At 66.9% G+C, this 24,865-nt stretch carries 25 protein-coding genes and 1 pseudogene; 18 read left to right on the forward strand and 8 right to left on the reverse strand.

Annotation, left to right across the window (positions count from 1 at the left end; translation table 11 throughout):
• Positions 1-99: 99 nt before the first annotated feature.
• The 3 genes from brnA to BN4346_RS34375 form a co-directional block, all read right to left on the reverse strand.
• A complete protein-coding gene (gene brnA, locus BN4346_RS34365) occupies positions 100-336 on the reverse strand; it encodes a type II toxin-antitoxin system BrnA family antitoxin (RefSeq protein WP_067971728.1) in 237 nt (78 codons plus the stop codon).
• Positions 326-589, reverse strand: a complete 264-nt coding sequence (locus tag BN4346_RS34370; protein ID WP_067971730.1) for a BrnT family toxin — start codon at positions 587-589, stop codon at positions 326-328. The genes brnA and BN4346_RS34370 overlap by 11 nt, the downstream gene beginning before the upstream one ends.
• 130 nt (positions 590-719) lie before the next feature.
• Positions 720-1,934 carry a helix-turn-helix transcriptional regulator gene (locus tag BN4346_RS34375; RefSeq protein ID WP_235653623.1) on the reverse strand — a complete coding sequence of 405 codons (1,215 nt, stop codon included), beginning with the start codon at positions 1,932-1,934 and terminating at the stop codon, positions 720-722.
• Positions 1,935-2,029: 95 nt separating this feature from the next.
• Here BN4346_RS34375 and BN4346_RS34380 point away from each other — a divergent pair, with 95 nt between their 5' ends.
• The 5 genes from BN4346_RS34380 (at position 2,030) to smc (ending at position 7,100) form a co-directional block, all read left to right on the forward strand.
• A complete protein-coding gene (locus BN4346_RS34380; protein ID WP_067971737.1) occupies positions 2,030-2,272 on the forward strand; it encodes a hypothetical protein in 243 nt (80 codons plus the stop codon).
• A gap of 51 nt (positions 2,273-2,323) precedes the next feature.
• Positions 2,324-2,716, forward strand: a complete 393-nt coding sequence (locus BN4346_RS34385) for a nuclear transport factor 2 family protein (protein WP_067971740.1) — start codon at positions 2,324-2,326, stop codon at positions 2,714-2,716.
• Positions 2,717-2,793: 77 nt separating this feature from the next.
• Complete coding sequence (locus BN4346_RS34390) at positions 2,794-3,222, forward strand: OsmC family protein (protein ID WP_067971743.1); 429 nt, start codon at positions 2,794-2,796, stop codon at positions 3,220-3,222.
• Positions 3,209-3,490, forward strand: a complete 282-nt coding sequence (locus tag BN4346_RS34395) for an acylphosphatase (protein ID WP_067971745.1) — start codon at positions 3,209-3,211, stop codon at positions 3,488-3,490. Before BN4346_RS34390 ends, BN4346_RS34395 begins: the two co-directional genes overlap by 14 nt.
• A 19-nt stretch (positions 3,491-3,509) precedes the next feature.
• A complete protein-coding gene (smc, locus tag BN4346_RS34400) occupies positions 3,510-7,100 on the forward strand; it encodes a chromosome segregation protein SMC (RefSeq protein WP_067971749.1) in 3,591 nt (1,196 codons plus the stop codon).
• On the opposite strand, the gene BN4346_RS34405 is transcribed toward smc, so the two are convergent.
• On the reverse strand, positions 7,097-7,669 hold the full coding sequence (locus BN4346_RS34405; RefSeq protein WP_067971753.1) for a Uma2 family endonuclease: 573 nt from the start codon (positions 7,667-7,669) through the stop codon (positions 7,097-7,099). The two genes, smc and BN4346_RS34405, sit on opposite strands and share 4 nt — an antisense overlap.
• 121 nt (positions 7,670-7,790) lie before the next feature.
• On the opposite strand from BN4346_RS34405, the gene ftsY reads away from it, so the two are divergent.
• Both ftsY and BN4346_RS34415 read left to right on the forward strand, forming a co-directional pair.
• The gene (gene ftsY, locus BN4346_RS34410) at positions 7,791-9,020 is read left to right on the forward strand and encodes a signal recognition particle-docking protein FtsY (protein WP_067971755.1); all 1,230 of its coding nucleotides are present in this window, start codon (positions 7,791-7,793) and stop codon (positions 9,018-9,020) included.
• A 47-nt stretch (positions 9,021-9,067) separates the two neighbouring features.
• Complete coding sequence (locus tag BN4346_RS34415) at positions 9,068-10,045, forward strand: glycoside hydrolase family 6 protein (RefSeq protein ID WP_407695077.1); 978 nt, start codon at positions 9,068-9,070, stop codon at positions 10,043-10,045.
• Between the two features lie 119 nt (positions 10,046-10,164).
• Here the strand turns inward: BN4346_RS34415 and BN4346_RS34420 are convergent, their stop codons facing one another.
• Complete coding sequence (locus BN4346_RS34420) at positions 10,165-10,941, reverse strand: SDR family NAD(P)-dependent oxidoreductase (protein WP_067971759.1); 777 nt, start codon at positions 10,939-10,941, stop codon at positions 10,165-10,167.
• 345 nt (positions 10,942-11,286) lie between these two features.
• On the opposite strand from BN4346_RS34420, the gene BN4346_RS34425 reads away from it, so the two are divergent.
• The 5 genes and pseudogenes from BN4346_RS34425 to BN4346_RS34445 form a co-directional block, all read left to right on the forward strand.
• Positions 11,287-12,477 (forward strand): PE-PPE domain-containing protein, encoded by a 1,191-nt coding sequence (locus tag BN4346_RS34425; RefSeq protein WP_235653624.1) that lies wholly within the window; start codon positions 11,287-11,289, stop codon positions 12,475-12,477.
• Positions 12,478-12,640: 163 nt separating this feature from the next.
• The gene (locus tag BN4346_RS47675) at positions 12,641-13,579 is read left to right on the forward strand and encodes a hypothetical protein (RefSeq protein WP_067971763.1); all 939 of its coding nucleotides are present in this window, start codon (positions 12,641-12,643) and stop codon (positions 13,577-13,579) included.
• Positions 13,580-13,760: 181 nt separating this feature from the next.
• Entirely contained in the window at positions 13,761-15,236 is a 1,476-nt protein-coding gene (locus tag BN4346_RS34435) for an ammonium transporter (RefSeq protein ID WP_067971768.1), read from the forward strand.
• On the forward strand, positions 15,142-15,480 hold the full coding sequence (locus tag BN4346_RS34440) for a P-II family nitrogen regulator (RefSeq protein ID WP_067971770.1): 339 nt from the start codon (positions 15,142-15,144) through the stop codon (positions 15,478-15,480). The genes BN4346_RS34435 and BN4346_RS34440 overlap by 95 nt, the downstream gene beginning before the upstream one ends.
• Positions 15,481-15,514: 34 nt before the next feature.
• Positions 15,515-16,456 (forward strand): annotated as a pseudogene (locus BN4346_RS34445) ([protein-PII] uridylyltransferase family protein); the annotation flags it as partial.
• A gap of 705 nt (positions 16,457-17,161) precedes the next feature.
• On the opposite strand, the gene BN4346_RS34450 reads toward BN4346_RS34445, so the two are convergent.
• Together BN4346_RS34450 and BN4346_RS34455 are read right to left on the reverse strand one after the other, a co-directional pair.
• Positions 17,162-18,349 carry a PPE family protein gene (locus BN4346_RS34450; protein ID WP_067971777.1) on the reverse strand — a complete coding sequence of 396 codons (1,188 nt, stop codon included), beginning with the start codon at positions 18,347-18,349 and terminating at the stop codon, positions 17,162-17,164.
• A gap of 35 nt (positions 18,350-18,384) precedes the next feature.
• Positions 18,385-19,206, reverse strand: coding sequence for a PE family protein (locus BN4346_RS34455; protein WP_078058605.1), 822 nt, complete (start codon positions 19,204-19,206; stop codon positions 18,385-18,387).
• Positions 19,207-19,534: 328 nt separating this feature from the next.
• Here BN4346_RS34455 and ffh point away from each other — a divergent pair, with 328 nt between their 5' ends.
• The 4 genes from ffh (at position 19,535) to BN4346_RS34475 (ending at position 22,800) form a co-directional block, all read left to right on the forward strand.
• A complete protein-coding gene (ffh, locus tag BN4346_RS34460) occupies positions 19,535-21,085 on the forward strand; it encodes a signal recognition particle protein (protein ID WP_067971783.1) in 1,551 nt (516 codons plus the stop codon).
• A gap of 1 nt (position 21,086) precedes the next feature.
• On the forward strand, positions 21,087-22,154 hold the full coding sequence (locus BN4346_RS34465; RefSeq protein ID WP_067971790.1) for an amidohydrolase family protein: 1,068 nt from the start codon (positions 21,087-21,089) through the stop codon (positions 22,152-22,154).
• A gap of 27 nt (positions 22,155-22,181) precedes the next feature.
• Positions 22,182-22,424: an AbrB/MazE/SpoVT family DNA-binding domain-containing protein gene (locus tag BN4346_RS34470; RefSeq protein WP_067971792.1), complete on the forward strand. Its 243-nt coding sequence runs from the start codon at positions 22,182-22,184 to the stop codon at positions 22,422-22,424.
• Between the two features lie 85 nt (positions 22,425-22,509).
• On the forward strand, positions 22,510-22,800 hold the full coding sequence (locus tag BN4346_RS34475; protein ID WP_407695135.1) for a PIN domain-containing protein: 291 nt from the start codon (positions 22,510-22,512) through the stop codon (positions 22,798-22,800).
• 57 nt (positions 22,801-22,857) lie between these two features.
• Here BN4346_RS34475 and BN4346_RS34480 read toward each other — a convergent pair whose 3' ends face one another.
• On the reverse strand, positions 22,858-23,727 hold the full coding sequence (locus tag BN4346_RS34480; RefSeq protein ID WP_067971796.1) for a D-alanyl-D-alanine carboxypeptidase family protein: 870 nt from the start codon (positions 23,725-23,727) through the stop codon (positions 22,858-22,860).
• 37 nt (positions 23,728-23,764) lie between these two features.
• Between BN4346_RS34480 and BN4346_RS34485 the strand changes: the two genes are divergently transcribed.
• Positions 23,765-24,184 (forward strand): nuclear transport factor 2 family protein, encoded by a 420-nt coding sequence (locus BN4346_RS34485; protein ID WP_067972429.1) that lies wholly within the window; start codon positions 23,765-23,767, stop codon positions 24,182-24,184.
• Between the two features lie 167 nt (positions 24,185-24,351).
• Positions 24,352-24,864, forward strand: a complete 513-nt coding sequence (rpsP, locus tag BN4346_RS34490; RefSeq protein ID WP_067971797.1) for a 30S ribosomal protein S16 — start codon at positions 24,352-24,354, stop codon at positions 24,862-24,864.
• The last annotated feature ends 1 nt before the right edge of the window (position 24,865 follow it).

Here is a 24,865-nt window from a genome sequence, read left to right on the forward strand (position 1 = left end):
TGCCCGCGTCGGCCGGCTGTGTCAGCGCCGCAGCTGTGCGGCGCGCCGTCGAACATCCTCGCCGGCCTTGGTCAGCGATCCGCAGTGGAGCACCTACGGTCAGGCTGCGGTGTGACCGCCGTGGTCAAGTTTCTCCGCGATCCAGACCTTGATGAGCGATTGCCGGGTTACTCCGAGCCGGGTCGCTTCGCGGTCAAGTTCGGCGATCATCCAGACCGGAAAGTCGACGTTGACGCGCCGGTGTTCCTCCCCGGGCCGTCGGGCTCGGGCGGTATCGAGGGCAGCAGCCATGTCCTGGCCGTCGTCGAACTGTTCGTCGAACTCGTTAGCTTTCATAAATCTCTGCCTCCCCTTCGCGTGAGCGGCGTACCGAAATGATTCGAACGTGATCGTCTCGGTAGGTCACTACCGCTGACCAGCATCGACCGTCGATCTCGCCGATCACCATCCACCTCGGCTCATCCGTAGTGCGTGCTGGCACCTCGATGCGGCGCGGATCCGACCAAATGGACTGTGCGGCATCGAAGTCGATGCCATGCTTGGCAAAGTTTGTCGCGCTCTTGGCGGGGTCAAACTCGAAGTCAAGCATGTGTAGAAATTATACCTTAAACATACCGATTCCGCGCAGCTCTAGCCGACTCCTGGCAGCGAATGCAGGTGGATTAACGACTTGTCAGTTTCGCCGGTCCGCTGTCGCCGAACGCGCAGATTCCGTCGCCTCAGCCGCGCATGGGATCGAGGAGGATCAGCAGCCGAACGAGTTCGGCCTGGCGATGGATCCCGGTCTTGTCGAAGATATGCCGTAGGTGGGTCTTCACTGTGGTCAGCGATACCGACAACTCCTCGGCGATCGGAGTCAGCCCTTCGCCTCGCATCGCCAAGAGGGCAACCTGCGCTTCGGCTTTCGTCAGCCCGTACAGGCGCCGTAGCAGTATCGCGGGTGGTTCCGGCTGTCGTTCGGGGTCGACGATGATGATCATGGCTCGTCGGCAGTAGAGCGTCGCAACGGAATTCGCTTCGACCGGCAGAACATGAACGATGTAGGGTCGTCGCCCGGAAGGCCGAGCACACAGGAACGACCCGCCCCAGATGTCCGGGCCGTCGGGCTTGGACAGTCGGGCGATGCTGTGCTCCAACTCGGTGTCGGCGTGCGACGACTCGGCTGTGATGCAGCCTCGTTCGATCCGCAAGCCATCGTCGGAGCCCAGAATTCGCTCGGCTGCGCCGTTGGCGTAGACGCACCGCCGTCCTTCGGCGATGACGATCCCATGACTGACGGCCTCGCTGGCCTCCGCGAGATCACTGTTGCGACGATCGAGATCTTCGAGGCGGTTCTGTACACGGAGCGCTTGTTGCAGATGCGGAATGAGACGGTTCACCAACGCCAGATGTTCGAGACTGTCGAAACGCTCTGATTGCTTCACATTCGCGATGGCCAGGCTGGTCATCGCCGTTCCGGACGTGAGCCGAACGAATAGTCCGTCGTGAAGTCCGTTGGGGCGAGCCCAGTCGATCTGAAATTCACACTTTTGATAGGGCCACATGAGTTCCGCGCCGGTCCGCACCGCACCCACCGGTCCGGTCTCCACGGCGCGAAGGACATGATCCAGCCGCTCGTAGTGCGCCGCGTAAGTCTGAGCCGCTGACGACGGCATCTGCGCGTGCTTAAGCGTGCGTGAGGCGCTGTTGGAGAGCACCAGCGACGCGGTATGCGCGGTGAAGGCGCCGGCGATGGCGGCCATGGTGGCATCCCACTCGTCGGGCACCAGCGCCGCGGAGTAAATACGAGAGATCAGTTGTGAGAATTCATCGGTCGTGCTCATCGTCGGCCCTGAATCTGTTTGTAGGCCTGGACATTCGGCATGCTCCCGGTTGCGAAGGGATGGGAAGACACCTGTCTTCTTGCCGCAAAAGTTTACGCGGATCTCATCCATTGGGATGACGCAATTTTGCGACGTCGGTGCTTGCCTAAGGAATGCCTTGCCGGTGATTCACCCCGAACCACCGCAGTCGTGAGGAGGCAACGGTCATGGCGCAATTGGTCATCAAGCACTGGGCGCCGCTACCTCTGCAGGCCGGCGAACTTCGCGATGTCTTGGGCGACGCCGCACATCACCTGCGACGGCGTACTCATCGGCTGGTTGCCACCGCATTGGCCGTCGCCGAACACGTCCACGGCAGGCGGCGAATCGAACCGGTGGGCCGTTATCTGCGACGTGAATCGCCCTATCTGGAAACCGCGCGGATGGCGCGTGAGATGTACCGGCTCTGATACGTGAAAGCGGGCCGGGCACAGGAGAATACCTACGAGAGGAACCGACAGATGTCCGAGCAGAACATCACGCTGGTGCGCAATGGCTACCAGGCGTTCGCCACCGGCGACAGCGAAACCCTGATGGCGCTCTACGATGACGACATCGAATGGGTGCAGCCCGGCGAGAGTGCGATCAGCGGAACCTACCGCGGCAAAGCGGAGCTCATGGAATTCCTGATGCAGTTGGGGCGGAAATCGCCGACCGTCACTCCGCAGCGCTTCCTCGCCGACGGTGAGACCGTCGTCGTACTCAGCGAGGCGGCGATCGGCGGCGAACGGGGCCACAGCGCCGAGGTCTACACCCTGCGTAACGGCAAGACAGTGCGGGTGCAGGTGTACGGCGACACGGCCATGATGGAGCGCCAGTACGGCAGAAAGCCTGCTGCGGCGGTCGCCGACTGACCTAGCTGGGATCGCAAGCGCGGCGGAGCAGAGCGCATGTTCGGTGCCGTCACGGCAACAGCTGCCAAGATGTCCCCATGACCGAATTATGGGTGGAACGAACCGGAACCCGCCGCTATACCGGACGCAGTTCGAGGGGCGCGCAGGTGCTGGTCGGCAGTGAAGACGTCGCCGGCGTCTTCACCCCCGGGGAACTGCTGAAGATCGCGCTGGCCGCATGCAGCGGAATGTCCAGTGACGCCCCGCTGGCCCGTCGGCTCGGCGACGACTACCAGGCCACCATCGAGGTCTCCGGTGTCGCCGATCGGGAGCAGGAGCGCTATCCGCTGCTGGAAGAGGTCCTGAAGCTGGACCTGACGAGGCTAGACCCGGGTTTGGATGAAGCGGACCGGGAGCGGCTGCTGACCGTCGTGCACCGCGCCGTCGACCAGGTCTGCACGGTAGGTCGCACCCTGAAATCCGGTACCGAGGTGCGCTTCGAGATTGACTCCGGTGACCGCGCCTGACGTCCGCCTGTCCGCCTGGGTGCACGGCCACGTCCAGGGCGTCGGGTTTCGGTGGTGGACGCGTTCGCGGGCACTCGAGCTGGGTCTGACGGGCTACGCCGCCAACCGACCGGGCGGCCGGGTACACGTCGTCGCTCAGGGCCCCCGCGCGAACTGCCAACGACTGCTGGAGCTGCTGCAGGGAGGCACCACACCGGGTCGGGTGGACACCGTCGTCGCCGACTGGACGGACGTCGGGGACCCGATCGACGGATTCGCCGAACGCTAGCCCGGTAGTCTCACACCCCGTGCACCTCAAGAGTCTGACGCTGAAGGGCTTCAAGTCCTTCGCCGCGCCGACGACTCTGCGTTTTGAACCCGGCATCACCGCTGTCGTCGGACCCAATGGTTCGGGCAAATCCAACGTGGTCGACGCGCTGGCCTGGGTGATGGGGGAGCACAGCGCCAAGACCCTGCGCGGCGGCAAGATGGAAGACGTCATCTTCGCCGGCACCTCCTCGCGCGCGCCGCTCGGGCGCGCCGAGGTCACCGTCACCATCGACAACTCCGACAATGCGCTGCCGATCGAGTACGCCGAGGTCTCGATCACCCGGCGGATGTTCCGCGACGGAGCCAGCGAGTACGAGATCAACGGCGCGAGCTGCCGATTGATGGACGTCCAGGAGCTGCTCAGCGACTCCGGCATTGGCCGTGAGATGCACGTCATCGTCGGACAGGGCCGGCTGGCGCAGATCCTGGAGTCTCGCCCCGAGGACCGCCGGGCGTTCATCGAAGAGGCCGCCGGGGTGCTCAAGCACCGCAAGCGCAAAGAGAAGGCGGTCCGCAAACTGGACGCGATGGCGGCCAACCTGGCCCGCCTGACCGACCTGACCACCGAGCTGCGTCGCCAGCTCAAACCGTTGGGCCGCCAGGCCGAAGTCGCACGACGTGCGGCCACCATCCAAGCGGACCTGCGCGACGCCAAGCTGCGGCTGACCGCCGATGACCTGGTGTCACGGCAGGCCGAGTTCGCCGGAACCACCGACGCCGAGGCGACGCTGCGCCGCGAACACGACCAGATCACCGAACGCCTCGCGGTGGCTGCCGACGAACTGACCGCCCACGAATCCGCGGTCGCCAGCTTGACCCAGCGCGCCGAGGGCGCGCAACAGACCTGGTTCTCACTGTCCGCGCTGGCGGAGCGGGTCAGCGCCACGGTGCGCATTGCCAGCGAACGCGCACAGCATCTCGACGACGAGCCGATCACCACCGCCGGCGTCGACCCGGACGCACTGGAGGCCGAGGCCGAGCAGGTGGCCGCGGCCGAGCGGCAACTATTGGCCGAACTGTCCGACGCCGGTATCCGGCTGGAGGCGGCCCGTGCCGAGCTGGCTGAACGAGAGCGCCGCAGCACCGAGGCGGAGAAGGCGCATCTGGCTGCGGTCCGTGCCGAAGCCGACCGGCGAGAGGGCCTGGCCCGGTTGACCGGTCAGGTGGAGACCATCCGGGCGCGCGTCGAGTCGATCGACAATCACGTCGGGCAGCTGTCGACGCGCATCGAGGAGGCCGCCGGACGGGCCCAGGCAGCTCAGGCGGAGTTCGAGACGGTTCAGGGCCGGGTCTCCGAGCTCGATCAGGGCGAGGTCGGTCTGGACGAGCACCACGAGCGGACCGTGACCACCTTGCAGCTGGCAGATGAGCGCGTCGCCGAACTCCAGGCGGCCGAGCGTGCCGCCGAGCGGCAGGTGGCTTCGCTGCGCGCCCGCATCGAGGCGTTGTCGATGGGCCTGGAACGCCGGGACGGCGCCGCCTGGCTGGCGGCGAACCACAGTGGCGCCGGGCTGTTCGGGTCGATCGCGAAGCTGGTCAAGGTGCGCTCGGGATACGAGGCGGCGCTGGCCGCGGTGCTCGGGTCCGCAGCCGACGCGCTGGCCGCGGAGAACGCCGGAGCGGCCCGCTCGGCGCTGCACGCGCTCAAGACCGCCGACGGTGGCCGGGCCGCGATCGTGCTGGGGGACTGGCCGCTGCCCGCCACCGAACAGCGTGCGGTGCTGCCCGACGGAGCGCTCTGGGCAGTGGAGCTGATCGAGACCCCCGACCGGTTGCGCGGTGCGATGACGGCCATGCTGTCGGCGGTGGCAGTGGTCGACGACCTGCCCAAGGCGCTGGACCTGGTGGCTGCCCGCCCCGGGGTGCGCGCGGTGACATTAGACGGTGACCTGGTCGGTGCGGGCTGGGTCAGCGGCGGATCGGATCGCAAGCCGTCCACCCTGGAGATCAACAGCGAGATCGACAAGGCCCGCGCCGAGCTGGCCGCTGCCGAGACACAGGCCGGCGAACTCGGCGCAGCCCTCGCCGGAGCGCTGGCCGAGCAGTCCGCGCGCCGGGACGCCGCCGAGCAGGCACTGGCCGCACTCAACGAGTCCGATGCCGCCATCGCGGCGACCCACGAGCAGCTGGGCCGGTTGGGGCAAGAAGCCCGCGCCGCCGAGACTGAGTGGCGCCGCCGGCTACGCGAGCGTGACGAGCTGGAGGCCGGCCGGGCGCAGACCGTCACCGAGCTGAGCGAACTGGAAACCCGGCTACGCAACGCCGAAGAGGATCAACCGACTGCCGCCCTGGAACCGGTGGATCGCCAGCAGATCGCGGCAGCAGCGGAGGCGGCGCGCAGCGTCGAGGTGGAGGCCAGGCTGGCGGTGCGCACCGCCGAGGAACGCGCCAATGCGGTACGCGGCAAGGCGGACTCGCTGCGCCGAGCCGCTGCGGCCGAACGCGAGGCGCGGGTGCGTGCCGAGCAGGCCCGCGCCGCACGCGCACGCGCGGCGACGACGGCGGCAGTGGTGGCCGACGCCGGCAGCTCGCTGGCCCAACGCCTGCAACATGTGGTGATCGCCGCGGCGCGGATCCGTGATGGGCTGGCCGGCGAACGCCAGCAGCGGGCCGCCGCGATGGTCGCGGTCCGTGACGAGGTGAACTCCCTGAGCACCCGGCTCACCGCGCTCACCGAGGCACTGCACCGCGATGAAGTCGCCAAGGCACAGGCTGCACTGCGTATCGAGCAACTCGAGCAGACCGTGCTCGAACAGTTCGGGATGAGCTCGGCAGACCTGATCGCCGAATACGGTCCGGACGTCGCGCTGCCGCCGACGGAGCTGGAGATGGCCGAATACGAGCAGGCCCGCGATCGCGGTGAGCTAGTGACCGCGCCTGCCCCAATGCCGTTCGATCGCGCCACCCAGGAGCGCCGGGCCAAACGCGCCGAACGTGAGCTGGCCGAATTGGGCCGGGTCAACCCCCTGGCACTCGAGGAGTTCGCGGCGCTGGAGGAGCGCTACAACTTCTTGTCGACTCAGCTCGAGGACGTCAAGGCGGCCCGCAAAGACCTCCTCGACGTGGTCTCGGAAGTCGATGCGCGCATCCTGCAGGTCTTCACCGACGCCTACGCCGACGTGGAGCGCGAGTTCACCGAGGTGTTCGCGGCGCTGTTCCCCGGCGGGGAAGGCCGGCTCCTGCTAACCGACCCGAACGACATGCTGACCACCGGCGTGGACGTCGAAGCCCGTCCGCCCGGCAAGAAGGTCAAGCGGCTGTCGCTGCTGTCCGGCGGGGAGAAGTCGCTGACGGCCATCGCCATGCTGGTCGCGATCTTCCGGGCCCGCCCGTCGCCGTTCTACATCATGGACGAGGTCGAGGCCGCGCTGGACGACACCAACCTGCGCCGGCTGCTGGCGCTGTTCGAGATGCTGCGGGCCCGCTCGCAGCTGATCGTCATCACCCACCAGAAGCCGACGATGGAAGTCGCCGACGCGCTGTACGGGGTGACCATGCAGGGTGACGGGATCACCGCGGTGATCTCCCAGCGCATCCGCGGCGAAGAGCTGGTGTCCAGCCGGGGCTAGCCGCCGAGCAAAGCCTCCAGCGTGAATTCCATGACCACCGGCTCCCGCACCTGGACCTGCTCCCCGTCGAGCACCGCGACCGGCCGGTACACCTCGCCGTCGAGACGGTACGCGAGGAACCACTCGCCGGTGGGAGCCTCGGCGTCGACGATCCAGTAGTGCTCGATGCCGGCCTTGGCGTACTCGTACAGCTTCATCACGTGGTCCATTCCGCGCGAACCCGGCGACACGATCTCGACGACGAGCGCAACATCTGCCGGCGACACCCGGACCGTACGCCCGGGCACGGTGTCACTGTTGATCACCACGATGTCCGGGTCGCGAACGCTGGGCGGAAACGACGCGCTGGTCGTCACTTCGATTTCGGGAAGCGCTTCCAGGCCGTCCGGTAGGTGGTCATCGAGGAGACGGGTGAGTCGTTTCGAAATGCGCTGATGGGTGAGCTGTGGTCGCGGCGACATGATGATGGTTCCCTCGCTGAGCTCCCATCGTCGGGTGTGGGCGACCTCCAGGGCGTCCCACTGCTCCAGGGTCATCAAGCCAGGCGGCAGCTCTGGCAGCTCAGACATGGTGCACCTTCTTCCGATGGCAGCTCGAGTAGTTGCAGATTACGCGCGTTGGTGTCTGCTTCGCAGTCTGCCGAGCACCACCGACAACCCATGCTCACCAGGGCCCTGAAACAATGGCCGAGTGTCTGAAGGTCTCTGGATCGCCATCGCGGTCGCCGCCGCCCTCGTCGTCATCGCCGCACTGATCTTCGGCCTGCTACGTCAACGGCGGCGGCGTATCAGCCTGTCGGCGCCGCAGCGTGAGAGCCTGGACCGCTCCGGCGGCTACACCGCCTCCTCGGGGATCACCTTCAGCCGCACTGACACGTCGGAGCCGCCAGCCCCCGTCATCGGCGACGACGCGACCGTTCCACGTGACGCGCCGCGGCGCACCATCACCGACGTCGAATTACCGGAGGCGCCGGCAGTCGAGGTCGTAGAGCCGGACATCGAGCCGGTTGACGGCCGGATGGACCGGTTGCGCGGTCGGTTGGCCAAGTCGCAGAACGCGTTGGGCCGCAGCATGCTCGGGTTGCTGGGCGGTGGGGACCTCGACGACGACTCCTGGCAGGACGTCGAAGACACCCTGCTGGTGGCCGACCTGGGCCCGGTGGTCACCGAATCGGTGGTGAATCAGTTGCGTGGACGGCTGGCCGGCGGTCAGGTGCGCACCGAAGCCGAGGCTCGCACGGTGTTGCGCGAGGTGCTCATCGGCGAGCTGCAGCCCGGCCTGGAGCGCTCCATTCGGGCTTTGCCGCACGACGACCATCCGTCGGTGCTACTGGTGGTCGGGGTCAACGGCACCGGCAAGACCACCACCGTCGGGAAACTGGCCCGGGTGCTGGTGGCCGATGGCCGTCGCGTGGTGCTGGGGGCGGCCGACACGTTCCGGGCCGCCGCGGCCGACCAGCTGCAGACTTGGGCGGCGCGGGTGGGCGCCGAGGTGGTGCGCGGTGCCGAGGGCGCCGATCCGGCGTCGGTGGCATTCGACGCCGTCGACAAGGGCGTAGTCGATGGTGTCGACGTGGTGGTCATCGACACCGCGGGACGGCTGCACACCAAGACCGGTCTGATGGACGAGCTCGGCAAGGTCAAGCGGGTGGTGGAGCGCCGGGCGTCGGTGGATGAGGTGCTGTTGGTCCTCGACGCCACGATCGGGCAGAACGGCCTGGCCCAAGCCCGGGTGTTCGCCGACGTCGTCGCCATCACCGGGGTGGTGCTGACCAAGCTGGATGGAACCGCCAAAGGCGGGATCGTCTTCCGGGTGCAGCAGGAGCTGGGAGTGCCGGTCAAGCTGGTGGGGCTCGGTGAGGGGCCCGACGATCTGGCTCCGTTCGAGCCGGGCGCTTTCGTCGACGCGTTGCTCGGCTAAGCGATCCGTGACCATCTTGTGACCTCGGGTTGGTCATGAGGTAATTTTTGCCTGTGACCCCCTCACTTTTTGGCACAGTCGCGCGCTGCCTCGCCCCCCTCCTTGCCGCTGCGGCCCTGGTCGGAGCGCCTCCGGCCCTGGCCGATGACGGGAACCCGCTGGGCGGCATGCCCTTCTATGTCGATCCCATCTCGAAGGCGATGCACGCCTCCAACGCGCAGCCGGACAGCGCTGAGCTGGCGCGGGTAGCCAACACTCCGCAGGCGTACTGGCTGGACCAGGCGTTCGGGGTGGGATCCGTCGGCTCGACGGTGGCCCGGCACACCGGCGCTGCCGCGGCGGCCGGCGCCATGCCGGTGCTGGTGCTCTACGCCATCCCGCACCGTGACTGTGGCAGCTACGCCGCGGGCGGTTTCTCCTCCGGCGCGTCCTACCGCGCCTGGATCGACAGCGTCGCCGACGGGATCGGCGGCAACCCGGCCGCGATCGTCCTGGAGCCCGACGCGCTCGCGATGGCCGACTGCCTCTCCGGTGATGCGCGTCAGGAGCGCTACGACCTGATCAGCTACGCCGTCGACACATTGGGCCGCAACCCGGCCACCTCCGTCTACGTGGACGCCGGACACTCGCGGTGGGTCAGCGCCGGCGAGATGGCCAACCGGCTCAACCAGGCCGGCGTGGGCCGCGCGCGGGGCTTCGCCCTGAACAGCACGAACTACTTCACCACCGAAGAGGAAACCGGCTACGGCGAAGAGATCTCGGGGATGACCGGCGGCGCGCACTACGTGATCGACACGTCGCGCAACGGCGCCGGTCCCGCGGAAGGCGACCCCTACGGCTGGTGCAATCCCAGCGGGCGGGCCCTGGGCACGCCGCCGACCACCAACACCGCCGGGCAGCACGCCGACGCCTATCTGTGGGTTAAGCGGGTCGGGGAGTCCGACGGCAGCTGCGGCTCGGGCGAGCCCGCCGCGGGTCACTTCGTCAGCGACTACGCCATCAACCTGGCGCGCAACGCGGGCTGACCGGAAAGCCCGGGGCGGCAACGCCCCGGCCGCTCGCTTAGGTGCTGAGATTGCGCCCAGGGCTGTACATCTCGCGGTGTCCGCGACCCTGGACGCAATCTCAACCTCGGGTACGAAAACTACTTCGGTGGCATCCGGATGCCGCCGTCCACCCGGACGACTTCGGCATTCATGTAGGAGTTGGTGAGCAGCTCCACCACCATCGACGCCAGCTCTTCGGGCTTGCCGAGCCGGTGCGGGAACAGCACGGACTCACCGAGCTTGGCTTTGAAGGCTTCCGAGGCCTCGCCCTCGCCGTAGATCGGGGTGTCGATGAGGCCGGGCGCCACGGTGTTGACGCGGATGCCCGCCGCCGACAGGTCGCGGGCCACCGGCAGGGTCAGGCCCACGACGCCGCCCTTGGACGACGAGTAGGCGGCCTGGCCGATCTGGCCGTCGAAGGCCGCAACGCTGGTCATGTTGACGATTGCGCCACGCTCACCGGTGTCGGTCAGCTCGTTACGGCTCATCGCGGTGGCCGCGATCCGGATGCAGTCGAAGGTGCCGACCAGGTTGATGGCGAGCACCTTCTTGTACAGGTCCAGGTTGTGCGCCGACTCGAACTCGCCGTCCTTGCCGATGGTGCGCTGAGCCCAGCCGATACCGGCCGAGTTCACCAGCGCCCGCAGCGGGCCCAGATCCGTCGCGGTGTTGACCGCGTCGATGATCTGCTCGGTGTTGGTCACATCGACGGACACGAACACGCCGCCGATCTCGTGGGCCAGGGCCTCGCCCTTGTCCGCCTGCAGGTCGGCGACGACGACTCGTGCGCCCCTGTCGGCCAGCTGGCGGGCAGTGGCCGCGCCGATTCCTGATGCGCCACCGGTGACGATCGCGCTTGCTCCATTAATATCCACGACGGACACTTTACTTGGACGGTGTTCCGCTCTGCGATTCGGGGAAGGCGAAAGGCCGATTTTATCGCGCCCCAATAAGCACAGTTATGTCAATCTGCTTCGGCTTTCTGCAGAACTAATGACTAAAACTGTTGCGGGTGATCTAATTTCGGGTGGGGTTCCGCGGTCCGCGGCGCATTTCAAGGGGTTTCCATGGCTGGTGTTGTTGCGCTGACCGGTCCGCAGGGGGGTCGTTCGCTCCGCTGCGGTCGCGTAGTTCTCGCTGTCCTAAGCGTTCTCGCGGTCTTCGCCGGTGCGGCAGGGCTTGCCACGGCGCCACCGCTGTGCGCCCGGTCCTCGGCGGCCGTGTCACCGGACGTAGCGCTGGTCGCGGGTGACGTCGCGTTTGTCATGGGCGGCAGCGGTATTCCGTTGCCGTCGGAGGGTTACGTCAACGCCGCCAACCTGCTCTACCTCCAGTCGCACGGCTTTACCGGGACGGCCGAGTCGCTGTTCACGCCGCAGCTGTACTACCCGGGTAACGTCTCCGAAGCGGTCGGCGCCCAGCTCCTGGCCGATGCGATCGAGAAGCAGATCGCCGGAGGAGGAGTGAACGCCGACAATCCGGTGTACGTCTTCGGCTACTCGCAGAGCTCGGCGATGTCGTCGATGACGATGGAACAGCTTCACTACGACGGTGTCGGGGCCCAGGACGTTCATTTCGTGCTCGTCGGTAATGCCGCGAACCCGAACGGTGGTCTGGTCGAGCTGCTGAACTTCTGGGGCGGAGATCTCTCCTTTTGGAACGGGCTGACGCTCGGGCATCCAACCCCGGACTATTTCACCACCGACGTCTACACCATGGAATATGACGGCTTTGCCGACTTTCCGCGTTACCCGTTGAACCTGCTGGCAGATCTCAATGCCATTGTGGGTCTGGTTTTGATGCATGACTCATATTTAGGGCTCAGTGCCGATGATATTGCCAACGCCATTCAGTTGGAAACAACTCCGGAAGATAGTCTCACCAGTTACTACATGATCCCCAGTGCGACGCTGCCGCTGCTGGATCTGCTGCGGGTGAACCCGGTCTGGGGCAATCCGCTGGCCGACCTGTTGGAACCGAGTATGCGCATCCTGGTCAACCTCGGCTACGGCAGCCTCACCGAAGGCTGGAACCAGGGACCGGCCAATATGCTCACTTCGTTCAGCTTCGAGCTGTTGCCCAGCAACATCAGTTGGGACGAGGTCGGCGTCGCGCTGAGCGACGCCTGGTCTCAGGGTGTTCAGGCCGCGATTCGTGACCTGCAGGACCCGGCGAACTACGTATTTGGGTCGTTTATGGAGCAGGAGCCGTTCTCGACGCTGTGGACCGCAGCGCTGCGCATCTTTTTCGATATCCAGGACCCCAGCCCGCTGTTCGGGGGCTCCGCGACGGCCACCGACGCCGGCGACTCTTCGGGGTTCCTGAACTCCCTCGAGTCCCTTGTGGCTGGGCATCCGGATCTGTCCTGGATCGGCGATTTCCTCGGCCTCGACACGATCACTGCCGGCTAAGTCGGCTTGGGCCCGTCAATTCTGATTAGTCGTAGAAAGGCCAATCGCAATGAATCGTCGTCTTCGCCGCAGTGCCGGGCATCGTGGTCGTCGCGCAACCGGTCATTCGAGTCGTGCTATCGGCGGCGCAGCGGCGGCGTTGACGCTCGCTTTGGCGTCTCTGATGACGCCGCCGTCGGCCCAGGCGGATTTCGACTTCCTGGATCCGGGAACCTGGTTCGACACGGCCGAGGCCAACCCGGGCGATATCGGTGCGGCCAGCTTCGACCCGAGCAGTCTCGGCAGCGTCGATGCCGACGCTCCCTTGCCGGCCGACTGGGCTCAGCTGTATCAGGACGACTTCTATCTCCCGATCCACGACGCGCTGGAGAGCTTCCTGCACAACGCCGGCAGCCAGTTGCTGGTCGACCTGATCAACGCCCCCTGGGTGATGACGTTCGGCCGGTACCTGATCGGCGACGGTGTCGACGGCTTTAACGGCACCAATAACTCGTTGTTCGGCTGGCTCGGGTTGGGAAACCTTGGTGACGGCGGGTTTGGGGTCGGGGGGGGGGGGGCGGCCGGCGGCGTTGGCACCGGCAGTCAGCCCAACGGTGGCAACGGCGGCGACGGCGGTGACGGCGGCCGAGGCGGTGCCGCCGGTATCGGTGTCGGATGGATCGGCGCGGTCGGGCAGGCCGGTACCGACGGCGACGGTGGCGCCGGTGGTGCGGGTGGCGCCGGTGTGACCAACCCGTTTGGCGCCGGAGGCCACGGTGGCAACGGCGGCGCGGGCGGAGCTGGCGGCGTGGGAACAACCGGTGGGAACGGCGGTGCCGGGGGGGTCGGCGGTGCCGGCGGCGGCGGGCAGGTCGGCGCTGACGGCGGTGACGGTGGCAACGGCGGCGCAGCGGCCGACCAGAGCGGGAGTTCCGGTGGCCGCGGCGGTAACGGTGGTGCCGGCGGGAACGGTTCTCTCGGCGTTGGCGGTGACGGCGGCGATGGCGGCACTGGTGGGTCCACCGGAGGTACTACCGGTGGTGCGGGCGAGCCTGGCGAGTCCAACGTCGACGGCACCGGTGGTGCCGGGGGCGCCGGGGGTGCACCCGGCGCGCGTCCCTAACGCAGTCGCGTAGTCAGGCCGATGACATGTCGGGCCTCCCTGCCCTCTTCCTGGCCCACCGCTGTGAGCAGCTGGTCACACATCTGCAACGGAGCGGCGCTTCCGCCGAAACAACTGTTGCGCATGGTTATGACCAGCCTGGTTCATATCGCAACCGGCCGCGGCGGAGGAGGTTTGGTGCATGGATCAATTCCCGACGATGGGGGTGCCCGACACCGGCGACACTGCTTGGATGCTGACCAGCGCTGCCTTAGTGCTTTTGATGACACCAGGTTTGGCGTTTTTCTACGGCGGCATGGTTCGGGTCAAGAGCGTCTTGAACATGATCATGATGAGCATCAGTGCCATGGGTGTGGTGACCGTGCTCTGGGTGCTCTACGGTTTCTCGCTCGCGTTCGGCGATGATGTCGGCAATATTGCCGGAAACCCCACTGACTATTGGGGATTGAAGGGCCTGATCGGGGTCAATGCGGTCGCCGCCGATCCGGCCAGCGGTACGCCTGCGGTCGAGATTCCGCTGGTGGGCACGGTGCCGGCGACCGTGTTCGTGGGATTCCAGATGATGTTCGCGATCATCACGGTCGCGTTGATCTCCGGGGCGGTGGCCGATCGGATGAAGTTCGGCAGTTGGCTGTTGTTCTCGGCCCTGTGGGTAAGCGTCGTGTATTTCCCGGTCGCCCACTGGGTGTTTGCATTTGACGACAGCACCGCCCCGCACGGCGGTTGGATCGCCAACAAGCTCCACGCGATCGACTTTGCCGGCGGCACCGCGGTCCACATCAACGCGGGTATGGCCGCTCTGGTGCTGGCGATCATCCTTGGCAAGCGGCAAGGATGGCCGGCCCTTCCGATGCGGCCGCACAATCTGCCGTTGGTAATGCTCGGGGCCGGCCTGTTGTGGTTCGGCTGGTACGGATTCAACGCGGGATCGGCGGTGAGCGCCAACGGTGTTGCCGGCTCGACCTTCATCACCACGACGGTCGCGACAGCCGCCGCGATGCTGGGCTGGCTGCTGGCCGAGCGGATCCGCGACGGCCACGCCACCTCATTGGGCGCAGCATCGGGCATCGTGGCCGGGCTGGTCGCGATCACGCCGGCGTGCGCGTCAGTCGATGTTGTGGGCGCGCTGGTTATCGGTGCGGTTGCCGGCGTCGCCTGCGCACTGGCAGTAGGTATGAAATACCGACTTGGCTTTGATGATTCGCTTGATGTTGTCGGAGTGCACCTGGTCGGAGGCCTCGTCGGAACCCTGTTGGTGGGTCTGGTCGCGGCGCCGACCACCGCCGCGATCGACGGTGCGTCCGGCGTGTCGCCCGGCTTGTTCTACGGCGGCGGTTTCGATCAGCTGTGGCGCCAACTCATCGGCGCGTCCAGCGTTGCGCTGTACTCGGCTGTCGGAACGGCGATCTTGGCCTTGATCGTCAAATACACCATCGGACTGCGACTGGACGCCGAGGATGAAGCGTCGGGCATCGATGAGGCCGAACACCTCCAAAGCGGATACGACCTCGTGAGTACCGGCAGTGCGGTTCTTGCCTACTCGGCCGAAGACAGGAGAGAAGATGAAGTTGATCACCGCGATCGTGAAGCCGTTTACGTTGGAGGACATCAAGACTGGCTTGGAAGAGGCCGGAGTCCTGGGGATGACGGTCAGTGATGTCCAGGGATACGGGCGGCAGAAAGGCCACACCGAGGTCTACCGGGGTGCCGAGTATTCGATCGACTTTGTTCCTAAAGTGCGGATCGAGGTGCTGGTCGACGACTTCACGGTGGACAAGATCGTCGAGATCATCGTGCGGGCGGCACATACCGGCAAGATCGGCGACGGCAAGGTGTGGGTCAGCGCGGTCGAGTCCGTGGTCCGGGTGCGCACGGGCGAACGCGGCCCCGACGCGGTATGAGTCGGTAGCGCCGCCCGAGTCGATGTAGACCGCCATGAACCGCAGCGGGGCGACCACGAGCCCTGAGCAGCATCGCCGTAGTTGCGCGGCAACGGACTTGGCTGCTGTTCGAGCGGCATTGCGCTGCGCCACGCCGGAACAATGGGATTCGGCCGCGCTGCGGGCAGTATGGCGCCGGGTTCACGAGTCATGGCTGGTCGCCAGGGCGAGCGAGATCGGGATCGTCGCCGGCAGTGGATTCGCCGTAGTGGCAACCGGATCGCTGGGCCGCCGCGAGCTTCTTCCGCATTCCGATTTGGACCTGCTGCTGGTGCACGACGACATGCCGGCCGATGTCGTGGGGCGAACGGCGGAATCGCTGTGGTATCCGTTGTGGGACGCCAATGTTCGTCTCGATCACAGCGTGCGCACGATTCCGCAGGCGTTGCGGGTCGCCACGTCCGATATCCTCGCCGCCCTGGGCATGCTGGACGCGCGCCATATCGCGGGTGATGAGCGGCTCTCAGCTCGTCTGATCGCCGGCGTCCGGGAGCAATGGCGCCACGGAATCGGCATCCGCTACGGCGAACTCGTCGATGTGACGCACGCCCGGTGGCAGCGCAGCGGGGAGATAGCCGGAAGCGCCGAACCCGATCTGAAATGTGGCCGCGGCGGCCTACGCGATGTTCAACTGCTCGATGCGCTGGCGGTGGCCCATGCCTGCGGCGATTGGACCATGCATGAGCACGGGAGTTCGTTGCGTGGTGCCTACCGCACGGTGCTGGACGTCCGTACCGAACTGCACCGGGCCGGCGGGCGCGGCCATGATCTGCTGTCGCCCCACTACGCCGACGAAGTCAGTGCCGCGCTGGGGCTCGCGGACAGCTACGACCTGGCGGCCAGGCTCTTCGATGCGGCACACACGATCAGCCAGCGCGTCGACGCCGTACTGCGGGCCGCCGTCAACGTATCGCCGAGACGCGGGATGTCAGCGCTGCGGGCGTGATAACCGCGGAATTAGAAGGTTTGCTGGCCGCGCGCGCCCATGGTCGGGGTGGGCTGGTCCCCGTCGTTGTTATTTTCTTCTTTGTGGCGCGGAATTACCCCTTTGAAATAAGTCGCGGTCGAGACGCGTGGCCCGCAATCTTGGGTACCACCCGGATTAGGGCAGCGAAAGGTTAGATTTCTGCCATTCGATCGGAATTGTTATCCACAGACTTAGGCCGTCAGGCGATATAGACGGGGCGGAATCGCGGTCTTCCCGCGAGATCGTCCGCATGCCTGGGGGTAGTGAGCTGCAGAGACTCAGATAGATGCCAGGAAGATTCAGATGGATGCCAGAAACGGGAACTACGTTGTGTGAGGGGGGTGAAACACGGACGAAACATAGGGATTGCGATGAGACATTTCGTCAGGATGTCGGCCACGCTGTTGAGTACGGCAGGCGCCGCTTTGGTAGTCGGGCTCGCCGGAGCCGGCACGGCCGGAATTGCGCAGGCGGCGCCAATCTCTGTGGGCGGCGGGACCCCCGTGCCGGGTGTAACGCCTGCCAATCCGCAAGCCTGCATCATCGGCCTCAACTGTGGCTGTATCCGGGGCCGCACCTGCCCCGGTGACCGGCGGAGGCATGCGGTGCGCCCTCCTGAGGCGCGGCTCGACGGGGCTCCCGCCATCGCCAGCGACCAAGAGGGCGCACCCGGCTTCATACCAGCACCTGTTTTGGCATCACCGTAGGCCGGAAGCCGTAGCGGGGGCCGCCCCCGGAGCCGAGGCCACCGCGTCCACCTGCGCCTACCGGTCCCATTCCGGCCGGCACGGCGTGCATGCCGGCTGTCTCTTCGGTGGCAACTGTCCAGCCCGAGCCCGTCGATGCCGCGACCTGCGTGCCCGCCGCGGCCGACCAGCCGGCCGGTACCGACATCCCGCCCATCGTGGACGCCTGGCCCATTCCTGCCAGGACCGGCGTTCCGGCGGCAGCCACCGCGCCGACCGGTTGTGTCATGCCCGCCAAGACCCCCGAGCCCAGTCCGGCCGCAAGGCCGTCGATGCCGGTGACATCGGACGCCAGGCTGGCCGGGCCTGCCAAGGCCAGCGTGTGACCCAGCGATACGGCCGTCGGGATGGCGGTGCAGACAAACCAGGCTGCCGTGTTCACGCCGCCATTGATGGCATTGCCGAACAACGGTGTCCCGAGGACCAGGTCGAACGCGTTTCCCAGTGAGCCGAGCGAATCCGAGGACGCCGACAGCGGTGACAAGAGTGACTGCAGTGCGCCCTGTAGCGAGGCAAGCGATTGAGTCAGCTCCTGCTGGAGCCCGCCGGTGGCACTACCGGCCGTGGCGACCGCCGCGCCGACCGGGTTGGTGGTCTGCGGTGCCGGAGTCATCGGGGTGAGCGCCGCCGCGCTGGACGACGCGGTGCTGTAGCCGAGCATGGCCAGGGTGTCCTGCGCCCACATCTCCAGGTAGTGGGCTTCGGTGGCCAGGATCGCCGGGGTGTTCACGCCCAGGAAGTTCGTCGCAACCAGGGTCGCCAGCTGGGCTCGGTTGGCGGCGATGATCGCTGGCGACACCACCGCCGCACGGGCGGCCTCGAATGCGCCCGCCGAGGCCATCGCCTGTGAACTGGCCTGGTGGGCGGCCGCCGAAGTGGCGGTCAGCCACGAGAGATAGGGCGAGACGGCGCTGGTCATGGCCGCTGAGGCCGGCCCCGTCCAGTCTTCGCCGACCAGTTCGGAGAGCACCAACTGGGCCGACGTGGCCGATGCCTCCAGCTCTGCGGCCAAGCTGCCCCACGACGAGGCGGCTGACATCAGCGGTCCGGAACCGGCCCCGCTGTACATCCACGCAGAGACGATCTCCGGGGGTAGCGCTCCGAAATCGAAAGGCATATCTGTGTTCCCCTTCTCGTTGGTGGGGCGGATTGCTAAACGGCGGTCGGCTTGGGCATAACGGTGTGCTTGACCCCATAGCGTGGGGCGCCGAACTTCCCGACGCCGCGGTCGCCGGCTCCGGCGGCAGCCATGGCTGCCGGCACGGCCGCCATGGCGGGCGTGGGGTGCGGGGTAGCCATGCTGGTGGTCGCGGCCGCCAAACGGGCTGGTGCAGCGGTCGCGGCCGCCACGGGCTCGGTCCCCCAGGTGGGCGGCGCAGACAAGGCCCCGACCGTGGTGGCCTGTGCCATCCCGGCTGCCACCGGCATCGCGCCGACGCCGGCCATGGCCGCGGGTGCTTCGTAGCCCACCAGCCCGGCGGCACCTTCGGCGGCGATCTCTTCGGGGAAGTCGAGAAGACCACCACCGGCCAGACCAAGCAGGGCCGAGCAGGCCGAGGCCCAGTTGCCCGTTCCGATGTTCCCGATGTTGGCCAGGTTGCCCGAGAGCAGGGAACCACTGCCGCTGGACGGGACGCCGAGGATGTTGGTCAAGAACCACTGCAGCCCCGAGTCCATCGACGATGTCGCCCCGTTGGTCGCCTCGGCGGAGGAATAGGCCCCGGCGTTCTGTCCAAGGACCTGGACCAACTGCTGGTGAACGGCTGCTGCCTGTTCGCTGATCGACTGGTAGAGGCTCCCGTAGGTAGCGAACACGGCGGCCTGCAGTGCAGAGACCGGGTCGGTGCCGGCCGGGGCGATCACCGTGGTCGGGATCGCGACCGCGCCGCTCTCGGCGGACAGTGCTTCGCCGATACCTGCGAGTTGACCCGCGGCGTACGTCATTGACTCGGGGAGTGTTTTCACAAACGACATACATCCTCCTCGCAGGAAGCCGGACCAGAATGTGATGGTCCGACGGGTCGGTCATCGATGCTGTGAAGCATTGCAGGAACCGGAGGGGTTAAGTCGCTTGGTAACGCTTTCTTAGCGGCTGAGCGCTAATCCTTAACGGGGATAGGGGGGCTGTGAAAGCTCTGAAACGGCCGTTTAACGGATAAGAATTGCGCCATTAACTGTGCAATTTATCTAACGCCCCGGTTACAAATGTCCCGCCACGAATTTTGCTCGTGGCGGCGGTCCGGTGTCATCCCGGGCCGCCCGATGTCTGCTTGGCCTGCGACCCGCGCTATAGGCTGGCGGCGTGTTTGAATCCCTCTCCGACCGGTTGACCGGGGCCCTGCAGGGGCTGCGCAGCAAGGGCCGTCTCACCGACGCCGATATCGACGCCACCGCCCGCGAGATCCGGCTGGCGCTGCTGGAAGCCGACGTGTCGTTGCCGGTGGTGCGTGCGTTCATCGGCCGGATCAAGGACCGGGCCAAGGGCGCCGAGGTCTCCGGTGCGCTCAACCCGGCGCAGCAGGTCGTCAAGATCGTCAACGAGGAGCTCATCGGCATCCTCGGCGGACAGACCCGGCAGCTGGCGTTCGCCAAGACCCCGCCGACGGTCATCATGCTGGCCGGTCTGCAGGGTGCGGGAAAGACCACACTCGCCGGCAAACTGGCCACCTGGCTGCGCGGCCAGGGGCACACTCCGCTGCTGGTGGCCTGCGATCTGCAACGCCCCGGTGCGGTCAACCAGCTGCAGGTTGTCGGGGAGCGCGCCGGAGTCACCGTGTTCGCCCCGCACCCGGGGACCTCAGTCGCCGGCGACACCGGCACGCCGGGTGACCCGGTCGCCGTGGCCGCCGCCGGCCTGGCCGAAGCCAAGGCCAAGCACTTCGACGTCGTCGTCGTCGACACCGCCGGGCGTCTGGGCATCGACGAGGAGATGATGGCCCAGGCCGCCGCCATCCGCGACGCGGTGCAGCCCGACGAGGTGCTGTTCGTCCTGGACGCCATGATCGGCCAGGACGCGGTCACCACCGCCGATGCGTTCCGCGAAGGCGTGGGCTTCACCGGGGTCGTGCTCACCAAGCTCGACGGCGACGCCCGCGGTGGTGCGGCACTGTCGGTGCGGGAAGTCACCGGCGCGCCCATCCTGTTCGCGTCCACCGGTGAGAAGTTGGACGACTTCGACGTCTTCCATCCCGACCGGATGGCCAGCCGCATCCTGGGCATGGGCGACGTGCTCAGCCTGATCGAGCAGGCCGAGCAGGTCTTCGACGCCCGCAAGGCCGAAGAAGCGGCAGCCAAGATCGGCTCCGGCGAGCTCACCTTGGAGGACTTCCTCGAGCAGATGCTGGCGATCCGCAAGATGGGTCCGATTGGCAACCTGCTGGGCATGTTGCCCGGAGCCGGCCAGATGAAGGACGCGCTGGCCGCCGTCGACGACAGCCAGCTGGATCGCCTGCAGGCCATCATCCGCGGCATGACGCCGGCCGAGCGGGCCGACCCGAAGATCATCAACGCCTCTCGGCGGCTGCGCATCGCCAACGGCTCGGGTGTCAGCGTCTCGGAGGTCAACCAGCTCGTCGACCGGTTCTTCGAGGCCCGCAAGATGATGTCGTCGATGATGGGCGGCCTGGGCCTACCCGGGCTGGGCCGCAAGAGCGCTACCCGCAAGGCCAAGGGAAAGGCCGGCAAGAAGGGCAAGGGCCGCGGTCCGACCCCGCCGAAGGTGCGCAGTCCATTTGGCCCCGGCATGCCGGCCGGCTTCCCCGACCTGTCGCAGATGCCCGAAGGCCTCAACGAGCTGCCCCCCGGGCTGGCCGACTTCGACCTGTCCAAGCTGAACTTCCCGGGCCAGAAGTAATTTGGCGCTCCACGTTTCCGGTCGCGGGCTGCCCGATGAACAGCCCGTCGAGTACTGGATCGTCGACGGCGCGATCAGCCTTGAGCCGGTCGCCGGCGCCGACACCGTCTTCTCCGACGGCTGGATCATCCCGGGCCTGGTCGATGCGCACTGTCACGTCGGGATCGGACCCGGCGGTCCGGTCGACGTTAACGAAGCGGTGCGCCAGGCTGAGACCGAACGCCGCGCCGGTGTCCTGCTGATCCGTGACGCGGGATCACCCGTCGATACCCGCGCATTCGACGACCGTGCCGACCTGCCGCGCATCATCCGCGCCGGCCAACATCTGGCCCGCACCAAGCGCTACATCCCCGGGCTGCCGATCGACGTGGACGACGAAACGCAACTGCCGGAAGCCGTTGCGGCCCAAGCCCATCGCGGCGACGGCTGGGTCAAGCTGGTGGGGGACTGGATCGACCGTGGTGTCGGGGACCTTGCTCCGTTGTGGTCCGACGAGGTGCTGAAGTCGGCCATCGACGCCGCGCACGCCAACGGCGCCCGGGTCACCGCGCACGTCTTCGGTGAGGACGCGCTACCCGGTCTGATCAATGCCGGTATCGACTGCATCGAGCACGGCACCGGCATCACCGAGGACATCATCGAGCTGATGCTGGCCAACGGCACGGCCCTGGTGCCGACGCTGATCAACATCGACAACTTCCCGGGGATCGCCGATTCGGCGGCCAAGTACCCGACATACGCCGCGCACATGCGCGCGTTGCACGCCACCTGTCGATCGCGGATCGGTGTGGCTCGGGAGGCGGGCGTGCCGATCTATGCCGGCACCGATGCCGGTGGCATGGTGGCCCACGGCCGGATCGCCGACGAAGTCGACGCCCTCACGAGTATTGGGCTCAGTGCCACTCAGGCACTCGGTGCGGCCTGCTGGGATGCCCGAAGCTGGCTGGATGCGCCCGTGCTGGAGCATGGCGCCCCGGCCGACCTGGTGTGCTTCGCCGACGACCCGCGCGCCGGCCCCGAGGTGTTGGGCCACCCCGACCTGGTGATGCTGCGCGGCCTGGTGGCATAGATATCGCTAGCGTGGCACGATCGACATATGAATGCCACGCTTAGGCTTGGTAAGCAGGGTCGTCTCGTCATACCCGCTGACATTCGCGAGGCCCTTGGGCTGTCGCCGGGGGATCACATCCACGTCCGCATTGAGGGATCGCGGATCGTCATGGAAAGGCCCGCGGATGCGATCGAGGAGCTCCGCGCGCTAGGCCGGGACAAGGTGCCGAATCGTTCTCTTGTGGACGAACTCCTCGCGGAGCGGCGCGCCGAGGCGCGGGACCATTGACCGTTCTTGACGCCTCGGCGCTGCTGGCTCTGATTCATGAAGAACCTGGTGCGACCTAGTCGCCGAGGCCGTAACTGGTTCGGTCATTGGCACGCCGAATCTTGCCGAGGTGATCGGCAAACTCGTGGACGCGCAGATGGATGCCTCGGCCATCCGCCCACTTGTGGTCGCCGCCGGTGTCACCATCGAACCGCTGACCGCCGATGACGCGGAGCTTGCCGGCGCCCTGCGTGCCATCAGGGGCGGACAACAGCTCTCACTCGGCGATCGCTGCTGTCTTGCCCTGGCTATCCGCAGCACGCCCCCGATTGTTATGACCGCAGACCGTGTCTGGGCGAACCTCGACCTGCCGATCGAGGTTCGGCTCATTCGCTAGATCGATCCGTGCCGAGGGTTCTGCCCACGAGGCCACGGGCCGGCGAGCGGAAGACTCCTACAAGCTGCCGACGCCCGACATCGGGGACTGCGCGAAGCCCCAGTCCAGCAGCGCGCTGGCTTGGTCCCAGTAGTTCGGTCCACCCTCGCGGATCAGCCCGAACATCATCGCGATCACCAGCCGCCGACCGTCGCGGGCCGCACCCCCGACGTAGGTCTTACGTGCGGCGTCGGTGAAGCCGGTCTTGCCGCCGAACGCGCCCGGGTAGCGGGCCAGCAGCTCGTTCTGGTTGACGATCACCTTGTCGCCGTTGTCGCCGGGGAACATCGCCGACGGCTGCGCGGTGATCTCGGCGAACACCGGGTTGGCCATCGCCGCCCGGAAGATGGCCGCCAGGTCGTGCGGGGTGGTGGCACCCGGACCGTTCGGGCCGTCCAGGCCGGACGGGGTCGAGGCGTAAGTGCTGTTCGCGCCGACTTCGGCGGCCTTGGCGTTCATCTTTTGCACCGCGGCGTCGTGGCCGCCGAGCAGTTCGGCCAGGGTGTTGGCGGCGTCGTTGCCCGAGATCAGCAGCACCGCATCGAGTAGTTGCCGTGCGGTGTAGCTGCGGCCGGGCCGGATCCCGGCACAGTTGCACTCGACGTGGGTATCAGCCGGATTGGCCTCCACGGTTGCGTCCAGCGGCACCTCATCGAGGGCGGTCAGTGCCAGCAGCACCTTGATCGTGCTGGCCGGTGGGGTCGCGGCGTAGCCGTTCTGCTCGGCCAGGATCTGTCCGGAGTCCAGGTCGGCGATGATCCAGTCCGGGGCCGGGCCCGGGGGGATCGGCACGGACCCGAGCGGCTGGGCGACGTCGGCCTCCGATGGAGCAGCGGTGGCGCCGAAGACCGTCAGGGCTGCCGCCAGCACGGCGAAAGATTTCCGCATGGCGGCCTACCTTACCGGTGTGGTGTTGAATCGGGGAATGCTGAGCCACCAGGAAATTTCGGACCGTTGGGAGATCCAGCAGCTGCTGGTCGACTACTCGACCGCGATCGACACTCACAACTTCGATGGTCTGGATGCGGTGTTCACCCCCGATGCCTACATCGACTACCGCGCGATGGGCGGTATCGACGGACGCTTCCCGGAGGTGAAGGCCTGGCTGGCGGAGGTACTGCCCAATTTCGCGGGTTACGCCCACATGCTGGGACTGCCGGCAATCCGCGTCGAGGGCGACAGCGCCACCGCGCGCACCTTCTGTTTCAACCCGATGGTGTTCGGCGGAGAGAAGCCCGCCACCATGTTGTTAGGCCTGTGGTACGACGACGAGTTCGTCCGCACCGCCCAGGGCTGGCGGATGAGCCGGCGCTGCGAGATCAAGTGCTTCGAGAAGCTGCCCTGACGCGATTTCAGCTGACCGGCCCGGTTCTGGCACAATAGGCGGCTGTCCGCCGTGCGACTGGTCCTTCGGGAGGCTGCACGGCCGTGGCGCAACACGCGAGGCAAAACCGGATGGGGGCAAATCCGCCCCCGTCGCTGAATTGCAGCGTGCTATCTCAGGAGTTATTCATGGCTGTCAAGATCAAGCTCACCCGCCTCGGCAAGATCCGCAATCCGCAGTACCGCATCGCGGTTGCCGACGCCCGCTCCCGTCGGGACGGTCGTTCGATCGAGGTCATCGGTCGCTACCACCCGAAGGAAGAGCCGAGCCTGATCGAGATCGACTCGGAGCGCGCCCAGTACTGGCTGTCGGTCGGCGCTCAGCCCACCGAGCCGGTGCTCAAGCTGCTGAAGATCACCGGTGACTGGCAGAAGTTCAAGGGCCTGCCCGGCGCCGAGGGCCGCCTGAAGGTCAAGCCGGCCAAGCCGAGCAAGCTGGAGCTGTTCAACGCCGCGCTGGCCGAGGCCGAGGGCGGCCCGACCACCGAGGCCACCACCGCCAAGAAGAAGAAGGCGCCGGCAAAAAAGACTGAGCAGGCCGCAGAAAAGGCCGAGCCGGCCGCCGAAGAGGCCAAGGCCGACGAGGCTCCGGCCGCCGAGGCCCCCGCTGCTGAGGCCGCCGAGTCGGCCAGCGAGAGCTGAC

This window comes from Mycolicibacter icosiumassiliensis (assembly GCF_900078685.2).
In the GTDB taxonomy this organism is placed as follows: Bacteria; Actinomycetota; Actinomycetes; order Mycobacteriales; family Mycobacteriaceae; genus Mycobacterium; species Mycobacterium icosiumassiliensis.